18 protein-coding genes are annotated in these 17,446 nt (G+C 73.2%); 8 read left to right on the top strand and 10 right to left on the bottom strand.

Going from position 1 to position 17,446, the window contains the following annotated elements; genetic code table 11:
* Positions 1-36 precede the first annotated feature (36 nt).
* The 4 genes from ACZ7RU_RS06625 to ACZ7RU_RS06640 all read left to right on the top strand — a co-directional run bounded on the left by ACZ7RU_RS06625 (position 37) and on the right by ACZ7RU_RS06640 (position 3,444).
* Entirely contained in the window at positions 37-714 is a 678-nt protein-coding gene (locus tag ACZ7RU_RS06625) for a response regulator transcription factor (RefSeq protein ID WP_360495283.1), read from the top strand.
* Positions 715-777: 63 nt separating this feature from the next.
* Positions 778-2,322 carry an ATP-binding protein gene (locus ACZ7RU_RS06630; RefSeq protein ID WP_470339817.1) on the top strand — a complete coding sequence of 515 codons (1,545 nt, stop codon included), beginning with the start codon at positions 778-780 and terminating at the stop codon, positions 2,320-2,322.
* Complete coding sequence (locus tag ACZ7RU_RS06635; protein WP_470339818.1) at positions 2,319-2,651, top strand: hypothetical protein; 333 nt, start codon at positions 2,319-2,321, stop codon at positions 2,649-2,651. Before ACZ7RU_RS06630 ends, ACZ7RU_RS06635 begins: the two co-directional genes overlap by 4 nt.
* Before the next feature lie 121 nt (positions 2,652-2,772).
* A complete protein-coding gene (locus tag ACZ7RU_RS06640) occupies positions 2,773-3,444 on the top strand; it encodes a VanZ family protein (protein ID WP_470339819.1) in 672 nt (223 codons plus the stop codon).
* Here the strand turns inward: ACZ7RU_RS06640 and ACZ7RU_RS06645 are convergent.
* Complete coding sequence (locus ACZ7RU_RS06645) at positions 3,414-4,091, bottom strand: PhzF family phenazine biosynthesis protein (protein ID WP_470339820.1); 678 nt, start codon at positions 4,089-4,091, stop codon at positions 3,414-3,416. The two genes, ACZ7RU_RS06640 and ACZ7RU_RS06645, sit on opposite strands and share 31 nt — an antisense overlap.
* A 149-nt stretch (positions 4,092-4,240) precedes the next feature.
* On the opposite strand from ACZ7RU_RS06645, the gene ACZ7RU_RS06650 reads away from it, so the two are divergent.
* Positions 4,241-4,789 carry a hypothetical protein gene (locus ACZ7RU_RS06650; RefSeq protein WP_470339821.1) on the top strand — a complete coding sequence of 183 codons (549 nt, stop codon included), beginning with the start codon at positions 4,241-4,243 and terminating at the stop codon, positions 4,787-4,789.
* Between the two features lie 95 nt (positions 4,790-4,884).
* Here ACZ7RU_RS06650 and ACZ7RU_RS06655 read toward each other — a convergent pair whose 3' ends face one another.
* Positions 4,885-6,267: a hypothetical protein gene (locus ACZ7RU_RS06655; protein WP_470339822.1), complete on the bottom strand. Its 1,383-nt coding sequence runs from the start codon at positions 6,265-6,267 to the stop codon at positions 4,885-4,887.
* A 416-nt stretch (positions 6,268-6,683) separates the two neighbouring features.
* Here ACZ7RU_RS06655 and ACZ7RU_RS06660 point away from each other — a divergent pair, with 416 nt between their 5' ends.
* Positions 6,684-6,869, top strand: coding sequence for a PspC domain-containing protein (locus tag ACZ7RU_RS06660; RefSeq protein ID WP_355267409.1), 186 nt, complete (start codon positions 6,684-6,686; stop codon positions 6,867-6,869).
* Between the two features lie 35 nt (positions 6,870-6,904).
* Here ACZ7RU_RS06660 and ACZ7RU_RS06665 read toward each other — a convergent pair whose 3' ends face one another.
* The 3 genes from ACZ7RU_RS06665 to ACZ7RU_RS06675 all read right to left on the bottom strand — a co-directional run bounded on the left by ACZ7RU_RS06665 (position 6,905) and on the right by ACZ7RU_RS06675 (position 9,790).
* Complete coding sequence (locus tag ACZ7RU_RS06665; RefSeq protein WP_387756503.1) at positions 6,905-7,267, bottom strand: hypothetical protein; 363 nt, start codon at positions 7,265-7,267, stop codon at positions 6,905-6,907.
* Between the two features lie 227 nt (positions 7,268-7,494).
* Positions 7,495-8,652: an adenosine deaminase gene (locus ACZ7RU_RS06670; protein ID WP_470339823.1), complete on the bottom strand. Its 1,158-nt coding sequence runs from the start codon at positions 8,650-8,652 to the stop codon at positions 7,495-7,497.
* Positions 8,653-8,782: 130 nt separating this feature from the next.
* On the bottom strand, positions 8,783-9,790 hold the full coding sequence (locus ACZ7RU_RS06675) for a LysR family transcriptional regulator (RefSeq protein ID WP_470339824.1): 1,008 nt from the start codon (positions 9,788-9,790) through the stop codon (positions 8,783-8,785).
* A gap of 52 nt (positions 9,791-9,842) precedes the next feature.
* On the opposite strand from ACZ7RU_RS06675, the gene ACZ7RU_RS06680 reads away from it, so the two are divergent.
* The gene (locus ACZ7RU_RS06680; RefSeq protein ID WP_470339825.1) at positions 9,843-11,135 is read left to right on the top strand and encodes an MFS transporter; all 1,293 of its coding nucleotides are present in this window, start codon (positions 9,843-9,845) and stop codon (positions 11,133-11,135) included.
* 26 nt (positions 11,136-11,161) lie between these two features.
* Complete coding sequence (locus ACZ7RU_RS06685) at positions 11,162-11,422, top strand: Uma2 family endonuclease (protein WP_470339826.1); 261 nt, start codon at positions 11,162-11,164, stop codon at positions 11,420-11,422.
* 30 nt (positions 11,423-11,452) lie between these two features.
* On the opposite strand, the gene ACZ7RU_RS06690 is transcribed toward ACZ7RU_RS06685, so the two are convergent.
* The 5 genes from ACZ7RU_RS06690 to ACZ7RU_RS06710 form a co-directional block, all read right to left on the bottom strand.
* The gene (locus tag ACZ7RU_RS06690; protein WP_470339827.1) at positions 11,453-12,730 is read right to left on the bottom strand and encodes a thymidine phosphorylase; all 1,278 of its coding nucleotides are present in this window, start codon (positions 12,728-12,730) and stop codon (positions 11,453-11,455) included.
* A 106-nt stretch (positions 12,731-12,836) separates the two neighbouring features.
* Positions 12,837-13,238: a cytidine deaminase gene (locus ACZ7RU_RS06695; protein WP_470339828.1), complete on the bottom strand. Its 402-nt coding sequence runs from the start codon at positions 13,236-13,238 to the stop codon at positions 12,837-12,839.
* Positions 13,235-14,500 (bottom strand): ABC transporter permease, encoded by a 1,266-nt coding sequence (locus ACZ7RU_RS06700; protein WP_470339829.1) that lies wholly within the window; start codon positions 14,498-14,500, stop codon positions 13,235-13,237. The genes ACZ7RU_RS06695 and ACZ7RU_RS06700 overlap by 4 nt, the downstream gene beginning before the upstream one ends.
* A gap of 73 nt (positions 14,501-14,573) precedes the next feature.
* The gene (locus ACZ7RU_RS06705) at positions 14,574-15,737 is read right to left on the bottom strand and encodes an ABC transporter permease (protein ID WP_470339830.1); all 1,164 of its coding nucleotides are present in this window, start codon (positions 15,735-15,737) and stop codon (positions 14,574-14,576) included.
* 3 nt (positions 15,738-15,740) lie between these two features.
* On the bottom strand, positions 15,741-17,267 hold the full coding sequence (locus ACZ7RU_RS06710) for an ABC transporter ATP-binding protein (protein ID WP_470340218.1): 1,527 nt from the start codon (positions 17,265-17,267) through the stop codon (positions 15,741-15,743).
* Positions 17,268-17,446 lie beyond the last annotated feature (179 nt).

Below are 17,446 nucleotides of genomic sequence, written 5' to 3' on the forward strand. Positions count from 1 at the left end.
GGTGATTCGGGGCTGCGGGTGGGCCAAAATGGGGCCGTGCCTTTCCTCCTTCTGATCGAGGACGACGACGCCATCCGGACCGGCCTCGAACTCGCTCTCACCCGCCAGGGCCACCGTGTGGCCACCGCCGCCTCCGGCGAGGACGGTCTGAGGCTCTTCAAGGAGCAGCGACCCGACCTGATCGTGCTGGACGTGATGCTGCCCGGAATCGACGGCTTCGAGGTCTGCCGCCGGATCCGCCGCACCGACCAGCTGCCGATCATCCTGCTGACCGCCCGCTCGGACGACATCGACGTGGTGGTGGGTCTGGAGTCCGGAGCCGACGACTACGTGGTGAAGCCGGTCCAGCCACGCGTACTGGACGCCCGGATCCGGGCGGTGCTGCGGCGCGGCGAGCGGGAGAGCTCGGACTCCTCGGCCTACGGCAGCGTGGTGATCGACCGCGCGGCGATGACCGTCACCAAGGACGGACTGGACCTCCAGCTCACCCCGACCGAGCTGCGGCTGCTGCTGGAGCTCAGCCGCCGCCCCGGCCAGGCGCTCTCCCGCCAGCAGCTGCTGCGGCTGGTCTGGGAGCACGACTACCTCGGCGACTCCCGGCTGGTGGACGCGTGCGTGCAGCGGCTGCGGGCCAAGGTCGAGGACGTGCCGTCCGCGCCGACGCTGATCCGCACCGTCCGCGGGGTGGGGTACCGGCTGGACCCGCCGGCCTGATCCCGAACGCCTCCCGACCAGCCTCCACCCGCCCTCTGAACTCCCGTACCACGACAGGCTCCTGTGACTGACCATCAGACGACTGCCCGGCGGTTCTCGACGGGCCGGTGGCGTCGGCTGCGCTCCCTGCGGGTGCGGCTGATCGCGGTGTTCGCGGCCGTCGCGCTGCTCGCCGCCGTCTCGGCCTCCGGCATCGCGTACTGGCTGAACCGCGACGCGGTGCTCAAGCGCGCCCAGGACACCGCGCTGAACGACTTCCGGGTGTCGCTCACCCGGAACGTCTCCGAGCTGCCGCTGAACGCCGACTGCTCGGATCTGGCCGGGCTGGCGTCCACCGTGGCCAGCTCCGGCCTGACCTACGACGTGGTGGTGGTCGACCCGGCGCACCCGGAGTGCACGGCCTCCTCCGACGCCGCGAACTTCACGCTCGCCGACGTCCCGACCGCCCTGCAGTCCACCGTCGCCAGGCCGCGCGAGGTCACCGAGAACAACCCGTTCCCGTACCACCTGTACTGGCAGCGGCAGAACCTGGAGGGCCGGCCGTTCGTGATCGGCGGCACCAAGGTGGTGCCCGGCGGCCCCACGGCGTACATGTTCAAGTCGCTGGAGAACGAGCGGGCCGACCTCAACACGCTGGGCTGGTCGCTGGCCATCGCCACGCTGCTCGCGCTGATCGGCTCGGCGCTGCTCGCCCAGGCCGCCTCGGCGACCGTGCTGCGGCCGGTCAAGCGGCTCGGGGACGCCGCCCGGCGGCTCGGCGAGGGGCGCCTGGACACCCGGCTGGAGGTCGAGGGATCGGACGAACTCGCCGACCTGGCACGGACCTTCAACCGGGCCGCGGAGTCGCTGCACGAGCAGGTCGAGGAGCTGAGCGCGCGCGAGGCGCAGAGCCGGCGGTTCGTCGCCGACATGTCGCACGAGCTGCGCACCCCGCTGACCGCGATGACCGCCGTGACCGACATCCTGGAGGACGAGGCCGAGTCGCTGGACCCGATGATCGAGCCGGCCGTCCGGCTCGTGGTCAGCGAGACCCGGCGGCTGTCCGACCTGGTGGAGAACCTGATGGAGGTGACCCGCTTCGACGCCGGTACCGCCAAGCTGGTCGCCGACGAGGTGGACATCGCCGACCTGATCATGTCCTGCATCGACGGGCGGGCCTGGTACGACGCGGTCGAACTGGACGCCCCGCGCGGCATCCTGGCGGTGGTCGACCCGCGCCGGCTCGACGTGGTCTTCGCCAACCTGATCGGCAACGCGCTGAAGCACGGCGGCTCGCCGGTGCGGGTCCGGGTCCGCCAGGACGGGGAGTCGGTCGTGGTCGAGGTCTCCGACAGCGGGCCGGGCATCCCGGAGGACGTGCTGCCGCACGTCTTCGACCGGTTCTACAAGGCGGACCGGGGGCGGGCGCGCTCGGAGGGCAGCGGTCTCGGCCTGTCGATCGCGATGGCCAACGCGCAGATACACGGGGGGACGATCACGGCGGCGAACGGGGAGGTCGGCGCGGTGTTCACCCTGACCCTGCCACTGGCCCCGCCGCCTCCGCCGTCCGCGGGCGAGGCCCAGGGCGGCCCCGCCGGCGACGCCGCCGAGGACAAGGACGCGACGTGACCCCCCGCACCGACACCACCGCCCCCCGTACCGTCCTGCGCCGCGGCGCCGGCGTACTGCTGCTGCTCGCCCTGGCCTCCGGCTGCGGCATCCGGCCGACCGCCGTACCGGTCGACGCCGGGGCGCCCGCCAGCCGGACGGCCTGCCCGACCACCCCGCACATACCGGCGGCCCTGGCCACCCCGCCGGGACCGGCTCCGACCACGACGCCGGCCCGCGGCACCAAGGCGGCCGTGAGCCCGAGCCCGTCGCCCACCCCGATGGCGCCGGGCAGTCCGCCGCCGGACAACGTGTTCGGCGCGGTGCCGACGGCCTCGCCCTGCAAGTAGGACGCCGGGAAGCGGCGGGAAGGGCGGCAGGGCGGGGCGGGGAACGACGGCCGGGGGCGCGTTCGGGAATGTTCACGCCCGGCGTGGAACCGACGTGGCGTCGGTCCACGTCCTTCCCCCCGTGCAGCGAGATGGCACCAGGACACGCGACGAGCGTTCCGGCGCGGGGACCGAGAGCAGCCCGGCGGCGGCCGTCCACCCTCCCCTGCGGTGGGCCGGGCTGGCGGGTCTCGCCGGCCACCTGGCGCTGGTGCTCTGGCTGGTCCTGAGACCGCTGCCGGTGGCCTGGGTGTACGACGCCAACCTGACCCCGCTCGCCTCGCTCCGCTCCTCCAGCGGCTGGCAGGTGCTCGGCGAACTCCTGCTGCTGGCCCCGCTCGGGGTCCTGCTGCCGCTGGCCGGCGGCCGGCTCCGGGCCCGCTGGCTGCCGTCCTTCCTGCGCACCACCGGCGTCTCGGCGCTGCTGGCGACCGCGCTGGAGTTCCTCTCCTCCTGGGCTCCCGGGCACGTCCTCAACGTGGACCACATCCTGCTCGCCGTGGCCGGTGTGGCCGTCGCCCACCTCGCGCTCGTGCCCGGCCTGCGGCACCTGCTGCGGGACCGGCGGCCCCGGGCGCCCCGGCGGGCGGTGCGCCCCGTGCCGCCGGTGACCGCCGCCGGCTCCGTCACGGCCGTCGGCTCCGTCCCGGCCATCGGCCCCCTCGCGGCCGTCGCCTCCGTCAGGGCCGTCACCGCCGTCGCACCCGCCGCGCGCCGGCGCGCCTACGCCGAGCCGACGCCGCCGACCGGCTGAGGCTCCCCGCCCCGGACCACCCGGCCGCCGACCTCGACCAGCCCGCCCGGGCGCGGACCGGCCAGCAGCTGTGATCCCCGCCCCTGGGTGACCGTCACCGCCCGGCCGAGGCTCGCGGCCAGCAGCAGGGCGGCCGCGCCGGTCGCCTCGTCCTCGTCGATCCCGTCGCCCCGCCCCGGGAAGGCCCGGGCCCGTACGGTGCCGGCCGCCTCGTCCTGCCAGGCCCAGGCGTAGATCCACTCCCCCGGCGGCGGCACCTCCAGCGCCTCCACCTCGGCCGCCGAACCGTACTGCCGCAGCGTGCGCCCCGGGGCCCACTCCGGCCGGGCCTCGATCCGGGTCAGCCCGTCCTCGCGCCGCACCGCCACCTCGCCGGCGGCCGTGACCAGCCGGTCCACCCCGAGCAGCCAGGCGGCGCCCACGCACGGGTGGCCGGCGAACGGCAGGCGCACCGAGGGGGTGTAGATGTCGATCTCGCCGCGCTCCGGATCGTCGACGAACACCGTCTCGCTGAAGCCGAGTTCGCGCGCGATCCGCTGCCGGTCCGCGCGCTCCGGCACGGCGGCGCCGTCGCGCACCACACCGAGCGCGTTCCCCTGGCTCCCGTCGGGCCCGCAAAAGACCCGCAGCACCTCAAACACCGTCATTTCCCACCTCGTCGACTTCCGTTCCGGCACAGCGCAATGACACCGTGACGCAAAAGCGGAGACGGATGTCGGCCGCCTCCAGTACTGTGCGCTCTCGTCCCCGAACGGTGCCCGCCGTTTTCTCGTCTTCCCCTTCCCAGGAAAACTCCTTGAACAATCTCGACTTCAACGCCGAACCACTCTTCTCCTGGTACGTCGTCGCGCTGGCGGTCAGCGGCGTCATCATGGTGGTCCTCGGGGCCGTCGCCGGCGGGATGAAGGTCGGCCTGCGCATCCTCAACGTCGTCATCGGCCTCGCGTTCCTGGGGTACGCCTACTACCTGGCGTTCGTCTTCGAGGGCGGCACGTACACCATCTTCCTCAAGGTGTTCATCCTGCCGGTCCTGTTGATCGTCGCCTCGGTGAAGGCACTGGTCGAGCGCGGCAACGCCAAGCAGCAGCAGGCCGCCCAGGCGGCCGCGGCGTTCAACCCGCAGGCGCCGTTCAACCCGAACGCTCCGCAGGCGCCGTTCAACCCCAACGCCCCGCAGGCGCCGTACGCCCCGCAGCCGGGCGCGCCCGTCCCGCCGCCGGCCGGTGCCCCCGTCGCGCCGCCGGCCCCGCCGCAGGCCGCTCCGTACCAGCCGGGTCTCCCCCCGCAGCCGGTGGCGGACAACCCGTACGCGCAGCCGCAGCCGCCGCAGCACCCGGCCGGCTGACCGCTCCGCACGGCCGTACGGCCGCCACAGAACCGACCGAGGCCCGTCCGACCCCGCCACCCGGCGGGGACGGACGGGCCTCGCCGTCCTCCGGGTCAGCGCCCGGCACGGCCCCGCACGCGGTCGCGGCGCCGCGCCACCACCAGGGTGCCGATGCCGAGGGCGATCGCGGTCACACCGGTGATCACCATCGGCTCCGCGGCCGTGCCGCCACCGGTGGAGGCCAGCCGGGGGTCGGCGGCCGGAGCCGCGACGACGGCCGTCCGCACGCCGCCCACCGCCGGACTCGCCACCACCGAGGGGGCCGCCGCGGAGACGACCGGGGCGGTGGACGGCTCCGGCGCCTCCGGGGCCGGGTCGGCGTCCGGGACGCGAGCGGGCACCGCGGTGGCGCGCGTCGCGGGCACGGTGATGAAGTCGGCCGCCGGGCCGTCCGCCTCGGCCGCGCTCTCGCCCGGCTCCGGAAGGGTGCCCGAGACGGCGACCAGGGACTCGAAGAGGATCGGCGCGTCCTTGGTGAAGGCCAGCCGGAGGTCGACGGTGCGGGTCTCGTCCTTCGCCAGCGTGACGACGTCGGCGTTCCGGTCCCCGGTCCGCAGCCCGAAGTACAGCCAGGTCGGGTGCTCCGGGCTGCCGCCGGGGGTGGCCTCCCGCCACTGCCCGTCGGCGGTCCGGAACTCCAACACGACGGTCTGCGGGGGGAGTTCGTCCACCCCCTGGAACACCACCGCGGGCACCACCCGCAGGCCCCGGCCGCTCCGGTTGGTGAGGACCAGCCTGAACGGCTTCGCCTCCCCGCCCACCGTGAACGCGGTGGGCACACCGTCGAACCCGACCCGGGCGGTGGCCGCCGGGACGCTCGGCGTGGCGCTCGGCGGGGTGCTCGGCGCCGCCGCCGGGGCGATGACCAGGCCCGGGCGGCCGCTGCCCGCTTCGGTGGTGCGCTGCTCCGGCGGCAGGGCCGGGTCCGAGATCACGGAGTTGAAGCCCGGCGTCACCCGCCCGGCCGGGGCGTCGGCGGTGACGGTGAGCCGCAGCCGGTAGCCGGCCTCGGCACCGGCCGGCAGCGACAGCACGGCCGGCTGGTCGAGCGTCCAGAAGGCGCCGACGCCCCCGGCGTTCACCCTGGCGTCCAGCCACTGGGTGCCGCCGGGCGGCCGGTACTCCAGCCTGAAGTGGCCCTGCCCGACGCCGGCGCCGGCGTCCGCGACCACGAAGGCCGAGGAGGGGACGTCCAGCCGGTGGTCGGCGGTGTTCCGGAGGGTCGCGGTGAACTCCACCGGCGCGCCGCCCGCCTGGACGGTGCCGGGAAGGCCGCTGAAGGCGATCGTGACCGGTGAGGGGCGGGACTGGGAGCCCGGGGCCGCCGCGACGGCCTCCGGTGCGGCGAGGACGGCCAGGGCCCCGGCGGCGGCCAGGCCGGAGGCCAGCGTGACGGCGGCGGTCGCGGTCAGGAATCTGCGATGCCGAATGTGCAATTCAACCCCACGAGAGAATTCGGGACAGAACCCATCAGGACGTGAAATCGCTTGCACGAGAGGTCATTCCGCAACGAAGTCGGGCTTTCCCGTCCGCCCCCCGGCCGACCGCGATCGGCAGCATCCTACCGAGCCGCTTCCGGGCGTTCGGACGGGCCCGGCCGGACTTTCGGCCTCCGGTCCTCAGGGTCACCCTGAGGACGACCCCGACATTCGGCTACGACTCCCTGGTGACCCTCCGGGGCACGGAATCACCTGCCGGGCGGAGGACCCGGAGCCGGTGGCGGCGGAGTATGGAAACAGCCCGCCGGACCGGCCGGACCGGGCCGCCACCGTACGGAGACATCCATGAGCGAGCGAATCATCGAGGGGTGCGCGTGGGCGAATGCCCTCGCCGAGCGCAGCGAGGTGGGCGCATGAGTGCGCGCCTCGCCCGCCCCCGCCACAACCGCGTCATCGCCGGCGTCTGCGCCGGGATCGCCGAACGCTTCGGCCTGACCCCGTGGACCGTCCGACTGATCTTCCTGCTCTCCTGCCTGCTGCCCGGCCCCCAGTTCCTCCTCTACCTGGCCCTCTGGCTGCTGCTCCCCCAGGAACCGTGAGCCCGGCGGCCCGTCGCCGTGCGGTGGGCTCCGGCTCAGCCGCCCAGGCCCGGGAGCAGGCCGGTCAGCCCGCCGATCGGGGTCTTGTCCAGGCCGGGGATGCTGGGGACGGCGGCGCGCTGCTGGGTGACGCCGGCCAGCGGGGTGTCGCCGGCGGGGACGGCCTTGCCGACGCTCGGGGCGAGGGTGCCCAGGGTGTCGGTCACCTTGCCGGTGGCGGGCAGCTTGCCGGCGGTGTCGGTGACCGCGCCGGTCACCGCCGGGTTCGTCAACACGCCGGTGGGCAGCCCGAGGCCGCCGGCCGCCTGGCCGTCAGCCGCGGAGGCGGTACCGGCGCCGACCGCCGCGATGGCGATGCCGAGCGCCGCGGTGCCGGCGGCCTTGAGAGCCTGCTTCATGGTGGGTCCCCTTTGGGTCCTCGTCGGTGGCCGAGTTCACGCACGGGACCGGCGGACGTGCGACCGCCGCCGCGACGTGTCGGCAATGACGGGCACACCGTAGTGAGCGGATCGCGCGGTCACCAAGGGGCGTTCACTCACCCGAGTGAGTAGTCAGATGAACACCAACTCCCCTGCGGGAAAGCGGTGTTCATCCGACCGGTGGGCGCGGGCACCCTCCCGACGACTCAGTTGCCGCCGGCACCCACGTTGAACAGCCACTCCGCCTTCAGCTCGGCGTAGCCCGGCTTGATCACGTCGTTGATCATCGCCAGCCGCTCGTCGAAGGGCAGGAACGCGGACTTCATCGCGTTCACCGTGAACCACTCCAGGTCGCCCAGGGTGTAGCCGAAGGCGTCCACCACGTGGCCGAACTCCCGGCTCATGCTGGTGCCGCTCATCAGCCGGTTGTCGGTGTTCACGGTGACCCGGAACTTCAGCCGGCTGAGCAGCCCGATCGGGTGCTCGGCGTACGACGCGGCGGCGCCGGTCTGGATGTTGGAGGTCGGGCACATCTCCAGCGGGATGCGCTTGTCGCGGACGTAGGCGGCCAGCCGGCCGAGCTCGACCGTGCCGTCCTCGCCCACCGTGATGTCGTCGACGATCCGCACGCCGTGGCCGAGCCGGTCGGCGCCGCAGCACTGCAGGGCCTCCCAGATCGACGGCAGGCCGAAGGCCTCGCCGGCGTGGATGGTGAAGTGGTTGTTCTCGCCCTTGAGGTAGTCGAAGGCGGCCTGGTGGCGGGTGGGCGGGTAGCCGGCCTCGGCACCGGCGATGTCGAAGCCGACCACGCCGCCGTCCCGGTGGCGGTTGGCCAGTTCGGCGATCTCGCTGGAGCGGGCGGCGTGCCGCATCGCGGTCAGCAGGGTGCCGACGCGGATCCGGTGGCCGGCCCGGCGGGCGTTGGCCTCGCCGAGGCGGAAGCCCTCCTGGACGGCCTCGACGACCTCGTCCAGGCTCAGCCCGGCCTCCAGGTGCTGCTCGGGGGCGTAGCGGACCTCGGCGTACACGACGCCGTCGGCGGCCAGGTCCTCGGCGCAGTCCGCGGCGACCTTGACCAGCGCCTCACGGGTCTGCATCACGGCGCAGGTGTGCGCGAAGGTCTCCAGGTAGCGGACCAGCGAGCCGGAGTCGGCGGCCTCGCGGAACCACCCGCCGAGCTCCTTGGGGTCGGTGGTGGGCAGGCCCTGGTAGCCGCAGGCGGCGGCCAGCTCGACCACGGTCTCCGGGCGCAGCCCGCCGTCCAGGTGGTCGTGCAGGAGGACCTTCGGCGCGCGGCGGATCTGGTCGGGGGTGGGGATGCGCGGGCCGGTGCCCGCGGTGGTGACGGGGATCTGCTGTTCCATTGCGGAAATATAGCCCCTACGCGCGTAGACCCACCACCGCGGGCGCCGCCGGATGGTCCAAACTCCGCCCGGAATTCCACCGCCCGGTCCATACGATCCGCCAAAGCGCCGGCCGACCCCGATGAGGGCCTCAGTCGTGCTGCAACAGCCGGCCGCGCCGGGACAGCACGAAGTCCCGGAAGGCCCGCGCCGGCGGCGTCAGCGGCCGCCCCGCCGCCCAGGCCAGCCCGACCGCCCGCCGGGTGCGCGGCGCCGTCACCTCCAGCTCCACCACCCCCGGCCGCGCCACCAGGGCCGGCGGCAGCAGCGCCACCCCCAGCCCGGCCGCCACCAGCCCGCGCAGCGTCTCCGCCTCCTCGCCCTCGAACGCCAGCCGGGGGACGAACCCGGCCTGCGCGCAGAAGCCGTCCGTGATCACCCGCAGCCCGTACCCCTGCTCCAGTCCGACGAACGGCTCCTCGGCCACCTCCGCCAGCCGGATCCGCCGCCGCCCGGCCAGCCGGTGGTCCGCCGGGACGACCAGGTGCAGTCGCTGCTCGTCCAGCGGGCGGGCGGCGAACGCCGGGTCGTCCGGCAGCGGTGCGACCAGGCAGAGGTCCAACTCCCCGGCCCGCAGCCGCTCCAGCATCGCCGCGCCGTAGTCCTGCACCAGCTGGAAGCGCACCCGCGGGTGCTCCGCGCGGAAGCCGCGCAGCAGCGCCGGCACCGCGTCCGGCCCCATCGTGTGCAGGAACCCGAAGGCCACCAGGCCCCCCGCCGGGTCCGCCTCCGCCCGGGCCGCCGCCGCACCGCGCTCGACCTCGGCCAGCGCCCGCTCCACCGAGGCCAGCAGCAGCCGGCCCGCCCTGGTCAGCCGCACCGTCCGGCCCTGACGGGCCAGCAGGTCCACCCCCAGCTCCTCCTCCAGCCGGGCCACCGCGCGCGACAGCGTCGGCTGCGGCACCCCGAGCAGCGCGGCCGCCCGGGTCACGTGCTCCAGCCGGGCCACCGCGGCGAACTGCGCCAGCCGGGGCGCCAGCAGCACGGCCGGCTCCTCCGGCCCCAACTCGGCAGCCCGGTACCGCTGCTCGCCGCTGTCCACCGGTTCCGGACCGGACATCGCCACCACCCTCGACTCATACGCCAGTGCATCGATCATCCACGCTTCATGCATTGGACGCATCAAGTGCCCCAGGCCTACGGTCGACGGCATGCAGCCCTCGAATACCGGGGCATCCGTACCCGCCCCGGATGCCCACGCCACCGTTCCCTCCTCCGTCGTCTCCTCCGCCGAGGACGACCGCCACCGCCCCGGCCGGCCCGCCTTCCGCCGCGCCAACCTCGCCCTGTTCGCCGCCGGGGTCGCGACCTTCGTCCTGCTCTACTCCACCCAGGGCCTGCTGCCGGTCCTCTCGGCCGACCTCGACCTCACCCCCGGCCAGGCCAGCTGGACGGCATCCGCCGCCACCCTCGGCCTCGCCCTCGGGCTGCTCCCGGCCAGCGCGCTCTCCGACCGGTACGGCCGCACCGCGGTGATGACCGCCTCCACCCTCGCCGCCTCCGTACTCGCCCTCGCGCTGCCCCTCGCGCCGGACCTCACCACCCTCGTCGCCCTACGGGCCCTCCAGGGCGCCGCCCTCGCCGGGCTCCCGGCCACCGCCATGGCCTACCTCGCCGAGGAGGTCCACCCCAGCGCGCTGCCCTCCGCGATGGGCCTGTACGTGGCCGGCAACAGCATCGGCGGGATGGGCGGCCGACTGCTCTCCGGCTGGACCGCCGCCGGGTTCGGCTGGCGCTGGGGCCTCGCCGCCTCCGCCGTCCTCGCGCTGCTCGCCACCCTCGTCTTCCGGCTGCTGATCCCCGCCGCCCGGCACTTCACCCCGGCCCCGGTGGACGCCCGCGCGCTCGCCCGGACCGTCGGACGGCACCTGCGCAACCCGCTGCTGGTACGGCTGTACCTGCTCGGGATGCTGTTCATGGCGGTGTTCGGCGCGGTCTACAACACCGTCGGCTACCGGCTGATCGGCGCGCCGTTCCACCTGCCGGAGTCGGTCGCCGCCTCGATCTTCGTGGTCTACCTGGTCGGCACCGGCACCTCCGCCGCGGCCGGCCGGCTCGCCGGCCGCCTCGGCCGGCGCGGCGCCCTCTACGTCTCCATCGGCGTGACCGCGGCCGGCCTGCTGCTCTCCCTCGCCGAGTCCCTGGTCTGCGCCCTGCTCGGCCTGGTCCTGATCACCGCCGGCTTCTTCGCCGGCCACGCCACCGCCTCCTCCTCGGTCGGCCGCACCGCCACCGAGGGCCGCGCCCAGGCCTCCGCCCTCTACCTGATCGCCTACTACCTCGGCAACAGCCTCGGCGGCACCCTCGGCGCCGACGCCTACCACGCCACCGGCTGGCCCGGCGCCGCCGCCGTCGGCCTCACCGCCATGACCCTCGCCGCCGCCGTCACCCTCTACGCCACCCGCCAGGCCCACGCGGCCCGGCGGACGGTCGCGGACGCTTGACAGCCGCCCCGGACGGACTCCGGAACATGAGCGTCGATGCGGTCCTGCCGCACGAGGTGCTGCTCGTCGTGGAGATCGTCTCGAAGTCCGACCCCGAGAACGACTACCACGACAAGGTCCACGACTACTCGGCGATGGGGATCCCGTTCCACCTGCTGGTCGGCCCCCGCACGGGAATCGTGCACTCGGATCCCGGCTACGCGGCCCGGGAGACGTTCGTGTCCGGCGACCGGGTCGCCGTCGGTCCCCGGACGCTCGACACCGGCGGTCTGCTCGCGTACGCCTGATCCGGCGTACGCGAGCAGACCTCGGGACCGTCAGGCGATGCGGTCCAGCACGATCGGGTTCGGGGTGAAGGCGGTGCCCGCCGGGGCGACCTCGATGCCGCCGGCCAGGGCCTCGATCGCGTAGTCGAAGCGCTCCGGGGTGTCGGTGTGCAGGGTCAGCAGGGGCTGGCCGGCCACCACGGTGTCGCCGGGCTTGGCGTGCATCTCGACGCCGGCCCCGGCCTGGACCGGGTCCTCCTTGCGGGCGCGGCCGGCGCCCAGGCGCCAGGCGCAGACGCCGATCGCGTAGGCGTCCAGCGTGGTGAGCACGCCGGAGGCGGGCGCCGGGATGACGTGCTGCTCGCGGGCGACCGGGAGCGGGGCGTCGACGTCGCCGCCCTGTGCGGCGATCATGCGGCGCCAGTGGTCCATCGCGGAGCCGTCCCGCAGCGCGTCCGCCGGGTCCTTGCCCTGCACGCCGGCCGCGGCGAGCATCTCGCGGGCGAGCGCCAGGGTCAGCTCCACGACGTCGGCCGGGCCGCCGCCCGCGAGCACCTCCACGGACTCCCGGACCTCCAGCGCGTTGCCCGCGGTGAGGCCGAGCGGGGTGGACATGTCGGTGAGCAGGGCGACGGTGTTGACCCCGGCGGTGGTGCCCAGGCCGACCATGGTGCGGGCGAGCTCGCGGGCGTCGTCCAGGTTCTTCATGAACGCGCCGGAGCCGACCTTGACGTCCAGGACGAGCGCGCCGGTGCCCTCGGCGATCTTCTTGGACATGATCGAGGAGGCGATCAGCGGGATGGCCTCGACCGTGCCGGTGACGTCGCGCAGCGCGTACAGCTTCTTGTCGGCCGGCGCGAGGCCGTCGCCCGCGGCGCAGATGACCGCGCCGGCGTCGCGCAGCACGTCCATCATCTCCTCGTTGGAGAGCAGGGCGCGCCAGCCGGGGATGGACTCCAGCTTGTCCAGGGTGCCGCCGGTGTGGCCGAGGCCGCGGCCGGACAGCTGCGGGACGGCGGCGCCGCAGGCGGCGACCAGCGGGGCGAGCGGCAGGGTGATCTTGTCGCCGACGCCGCCGGTGGAGTGCTTGTCGCTGGTGGGCAGCGGCAGCGAGGAGAAGTCCATCCGGACGCCGGAGCGGATCATGGCGTCGGTCCAGCGGCTGATCTCGCGCGGCCGCATCCCGTTCAGCAGGATCGCCATCGCCAGGGCGGACATCTGCTCGTCGGCGACCTCGCCGCGGGTGTAGGCGTCGATGACCCAGTCGATCTGAGCGTCGCTCAGCTCTCCGCGGTCGCGCTTGGTCCTGATGACGGAGATGGCGTCCATGCGTGCTCCAAGAGGGGTTTCAAAAAGCGTCAAAAGCGAAGAGTGCCGCGAGATGACCTGGTTCCGGCCCACTCGCGACACTCTACGCGCGTAACAGAAGGGGATGCTAGAGCCGCTCCGGCCCGAACGCGTCGGGCAGGACCTCGCTCATCGGCTTCACGCCCGAGGCCAGTTCGACCAGCAGCTCGGGGCCGCCGTGCTCGTACAGCAGCTGGCGGCAGCGCCCGCACGGCATCAGCAGGTCGCCGGCGCCGTCCACGCAGGTGAAGGCGACCAGACGACCGCCGCCGGAGGAGTGCAGCGCGGACACCAGCCCGCACTCGGCACACAGCCCCAGCCCGTACGAGGCGTTCTCGACGTTGCAGCCGGTGACCACCCGGCCGTCGTCCACCAGCGCGGCCGCGCCGACCGGGAACCTGCTGTACGGCGCGTACGCGTGGCCCATCGCCTCGCGCGCCGCCGTCCGCAGCAGCTCCCAGTCGATCGCGGCAGCGCCCGGGGCCGTCACTTGCCCTGGCCCTTGCGGTAGATCTGGCCGTCCGCCTTCGGCATCCGCAGCCGTTGCGAGGCCAGCGACAGCACCACCAGGGTGATCAGGTACGGCGTGGCGACGATCAGCGGGCGCTGCACCTGCTCGGTGAACGCGTACCAGCAGATCAGGCCCGCGGCCGCCGCGGTGGTGATCGCCGTCGAGACGTACTTGCGGCGGTACAGGTGCCAGAGCGCGAGCAGGACCATCGCGATGCCGACGATCAGGATCAGCACGTGCACCGACTCCGGGTCGCGCAGCTGGAGGCTGTCGGTGAAGCCGAACAGGCCGGCGCCCATGGCGAGGCCGCCGGGCATCCAGTTGCCGAAGATCATCGCGGCGAGGCCGATGAAGCCCCGGCCGGCCGTCTGGCCGTCCTTGTAGAAGTGCGCGGCGACCAGCGAGAGGTAGGCACCGCCGAGGCCCGCGAACGCGCCGGAGGCGACGACCGCGAGGTACTTGTACTTGTAGACGTTGACGCCCAGCGACTCGGCGGCGGTGGGGTTCTCACCGCAGGAGCGCAGCCGCAGGCCGAACACCGTGCGCCAGAGCGCGAAGTAGCTGACCACGATCAGTACGGCGGCGAGCACCACGACCACCGAGAGCTTGGTGACCATGCCGCCGAGCACCCCGGCGAGGTCCGAGACGAAGAACCAGTGGTGGCTCTCGATGTCCTTCAGCCCGGAGGACAGGCCCGGGATGGTGATGTACGGCAGCGGGTCCGCCGGCGGGGACTGGTTCTGGCCGGCGCCGGCCGAGACGTAGTCCTTGTAGTAGATCCGGTTGACGTACGCGCAGATGCCGGGGATCAGCAGGTTGATGCCGACGCCGGAGACGATGTGGTCGACGCCGAAGGTGACGGTGACGACCGCGTGCAGCAGGCCGCCGAGCGCGCCGCCGGCCATGCCGGCCAGCAGGCCGACCCACGGGTTGACCAGGTAGCCCGCCCAGGCACCGCAGAAGGTGCCGGCGACCATCATGCCTTCGAGGCCGATGTTGACCACACCGGCCCGCTCGGACCAGAGACCGCCGAGACCGGCCATGCCGATCGGCACGGCGGCGCCCAGCGCGGCGGTGACCTGCCCGGAGGAGGTCAGCGAGTGGTTGCCGGTGGCCATGCCCACGGCGGAGAACAGGACCAGGGCGCCCGCGATCAGGAGCAGGACGACCGGCCAGGACAGCTTGCGCTTCCTCGCGGGCGCGCCCGGCGCCTTCGGACGAGCGGCGGTGGCGGTACTCATGCCCGCACCTCGCTTCGCTCGGCGCGTGCTTCGCACCACACGCAGTGCCTGATGGCTCGCTCGCTACGCTCGCTCACGAGGCCACCTCCTTCTTCTCAGTGGCCGCGAGCTGGGCGGCGAGCTGGGCGCCGACCTTCTGCTGCTGGCGCTTCAGGCCGTAGCGGCGCACCAGCTCGTACGCGACGACGACGCAGATGACGATGGTGCCCTTCATGACGTCGACGATCTCGAACGGGAACTCGCCGTTCAGCGGCAGCGGGAGCACCGAGCCGGAGGCGTCCAGGAAGGCGAACAGCAGTGCCGCGAAGGCGATGCCGATCGGGCTGTTCCGGCCGAGCAGGGCGATCGAGATGCCCAGGAAGCCCAGGTTCTGCTGGAAGGTCTGGCCGAAGTAGTACGAGTTCTGCAGCAGTTCGGGCAGACCGATCAGACCGGCGATCGCGCCGGAGACGATCATCGAGATGACGACCATCTTCTTGACGTTCACGCCGGACGCGGTCGCGGCGGACTCCGAGCGGCCGGTGGCGCGCAGGTCGAAGCCGAAGCGGGTGCGGGTCAGCACGAACTGGAAGACCACGCCGACCAGGACGGCGATGACCAGGAAGCCCCAGAGCTTGCCGCCGTTCGTCTCGATCGAGAAGAAGTGGCTGGACTCCGAGATCTTCTCGGTCTGGATCGAGTTGCTGGTGCCGCTCACCTTGGGCGCGAAGATGCCCGGGACGAGCAGCACGCCGACGATCGCGGTGGCGATCGCGTTCAGCATGATGGTCGAGATGACCTCGCTGACGCCGCGGTAGACCTTCAGCAGACCGGCGATGCTCGCGTACAGGCCACCGACCAGCATGGCGGTGATCAGGAGCAGCGGGATCTGGATGAAGGCCGGCAGGTCGAGCTGGGTGCCGACGAAGGCCGCGAACAGCGCCGCGACCTTGTACTGGCCCTCGACGCCGATGTTGAACAGGTTCATCCGGAACCCGAACGCGGCGGCCGCGGCGGCCAGGTAGTAGGTGGTGGTCCGGTTGAGGATGTTCACCTGGCCGTCCGACTTGGTGGCGTACGTGATCATCACGTTCCACGCGTCGAACGGGTTCTTGCCCGAGGTCGCCAGCAGCACCGAGCAGATCGCGACGGAGAGCACGATCGCGAGCACCGGCGCCGCCAGGGCGAGCACGATCCGCTCACCGCTGAACCGCTGCGCCAGGCCGGGCTTCGCGGCGGCGGGGTTGGGACTGGTCATGGGTTACTCCCCCGCCTGCGGGTCGTCGGCGGTGTCGGTGTGCGAGTGCTCGCCCTCGGCCTCGGTGCCCTCGGCGGCGGCGGCCTGCGCCTCGGCGACGGCCTCCGGCTCGGACTCCAGGTGGCCGCTGGCGGCACCGGTCATCGCGGTGCCGAGGTCCTCGGCGGTGACGGTGGCCGGGTCGGCGTCGGCGACCAGGCGGCCGCGGTAGATCACCCGGATGGTGTCGGACAGGCCGATCAGCTCGTCCAGGTCCGCGGAGATCAGCAGGACGGCCAGGCCGTCCCGCTGGGCGGCCCGGATGTGCTCCCAGATCTGCGCCTGCGCGCCGACGTCCACACCGCGGGTGGGGTGGGCGGCGATCAGCAGCTTGGGCTGGTGGCTCATCTCGCGGCCGATGATCAGCTTCTGCTGGTTGCCGCCGGAGAGCGAGGCCGCGGTGACCTCGATGCCGGGAGTGCGGACGTCGTACTCCTCGACGATCCGCTGGGTGTCCACCCGGGCGGCGGCCGGGTCGAGCAGCACGCCCTTGGAGTTGGGCGCCTCGGTGACGTGCCCGAGCATGCGGTTCTCCCAGAGCGGAGCCTCCAGCAGCAGGCCGTGCCGGTGGCGGTCCTCGGGGATGTAGCCGATGCCGGCCTCACGGCGGGCCCGGGTCTGGACGCCGGAGAGGTCCTTGCCGTCCAGGGTGACGGTGCCGGCGTTCAGCGGCAGCATGCCCATGACGGCCTCGACCAGCTCGGCCTGGCCGTTGCCCTCGACACCGGCGATGCCGAGGATCTCGCCCCTGTGGATGCGCAGCGAGACGTCGTCCAGGACGACGCGCTCGACGCCCTCGGCGTCGGTCTTGGCGATCCGCAGGCCGTCGACGTCGAGCATCACGCGGTCGGTGACGGTCGACTCGCGGCTCTCCGGGGAGGGCAGCTCGGCGCCGACCATCAGCTCGGCGAGCTGGCGGGCGGTGACGGCCTTCGGGTCGGCGTCGCCGACCGTGGTGCCGCGCCGGATGACGCTGATCGCGTCGGCCACCGCGAGCACCTCGTGCAGCTTGTGCGAGATGAAGATGACGGTGACGCCCTCGGACTTGAGCTCGCGCAGGTTGTCGAACAGCGCGTCGACCTCCTGCGGCACGAGCACGGCCGTGGGCTCGTCGAGGATCAGGATCTTGGCACCGCGGTACAGCACCTTGAGGATCTCGACGCGCTGGCGGTCGGCGACGCCGAGGTCCTCGACCAGGGCGTCCGGGCGCACGCCCAGGCCGTACTGGTCGGAGATCTCCTTGATCTTGGCCTTGGCCCTGGCGCCGATGCCGTGGATCTTCTCGCCGCCGAGGACGACGTTCTCCCACACCGTGAGGTTGTCGGCGAGCATGAAGTGCTGGTGCACCATGCCGATGCCGCGGGAGATGGCGTCGCCGGGGGTGTTGAACTCGCACAGTTCGCCGTTGATCGCGATGGTGCCCTCGTCCGGCTTCTGCATGCCGTAGAGGATCTTCATCAGCGTCGACTTGCCGGCGCCGTTCTCACCCATCAGGGCGTGCACGGTGCCGGTGCGGACGGTGAGGTTGATGTCGTGGTTGGCCACGACACCCGGGAAGCGCTTGGTGATGCCGCGCAGTTCGACGGCCAGTGTCGCCGTCCCCGCGCTGGGGGTGCCGTCCTTGCGCAGGGGGACGGGGTCGGATGCGGTGATGGCGATCTCCTGGTGGT

Source organism: Kitasatospora sp. NPDC114501 (assembly GCF_055633695.1).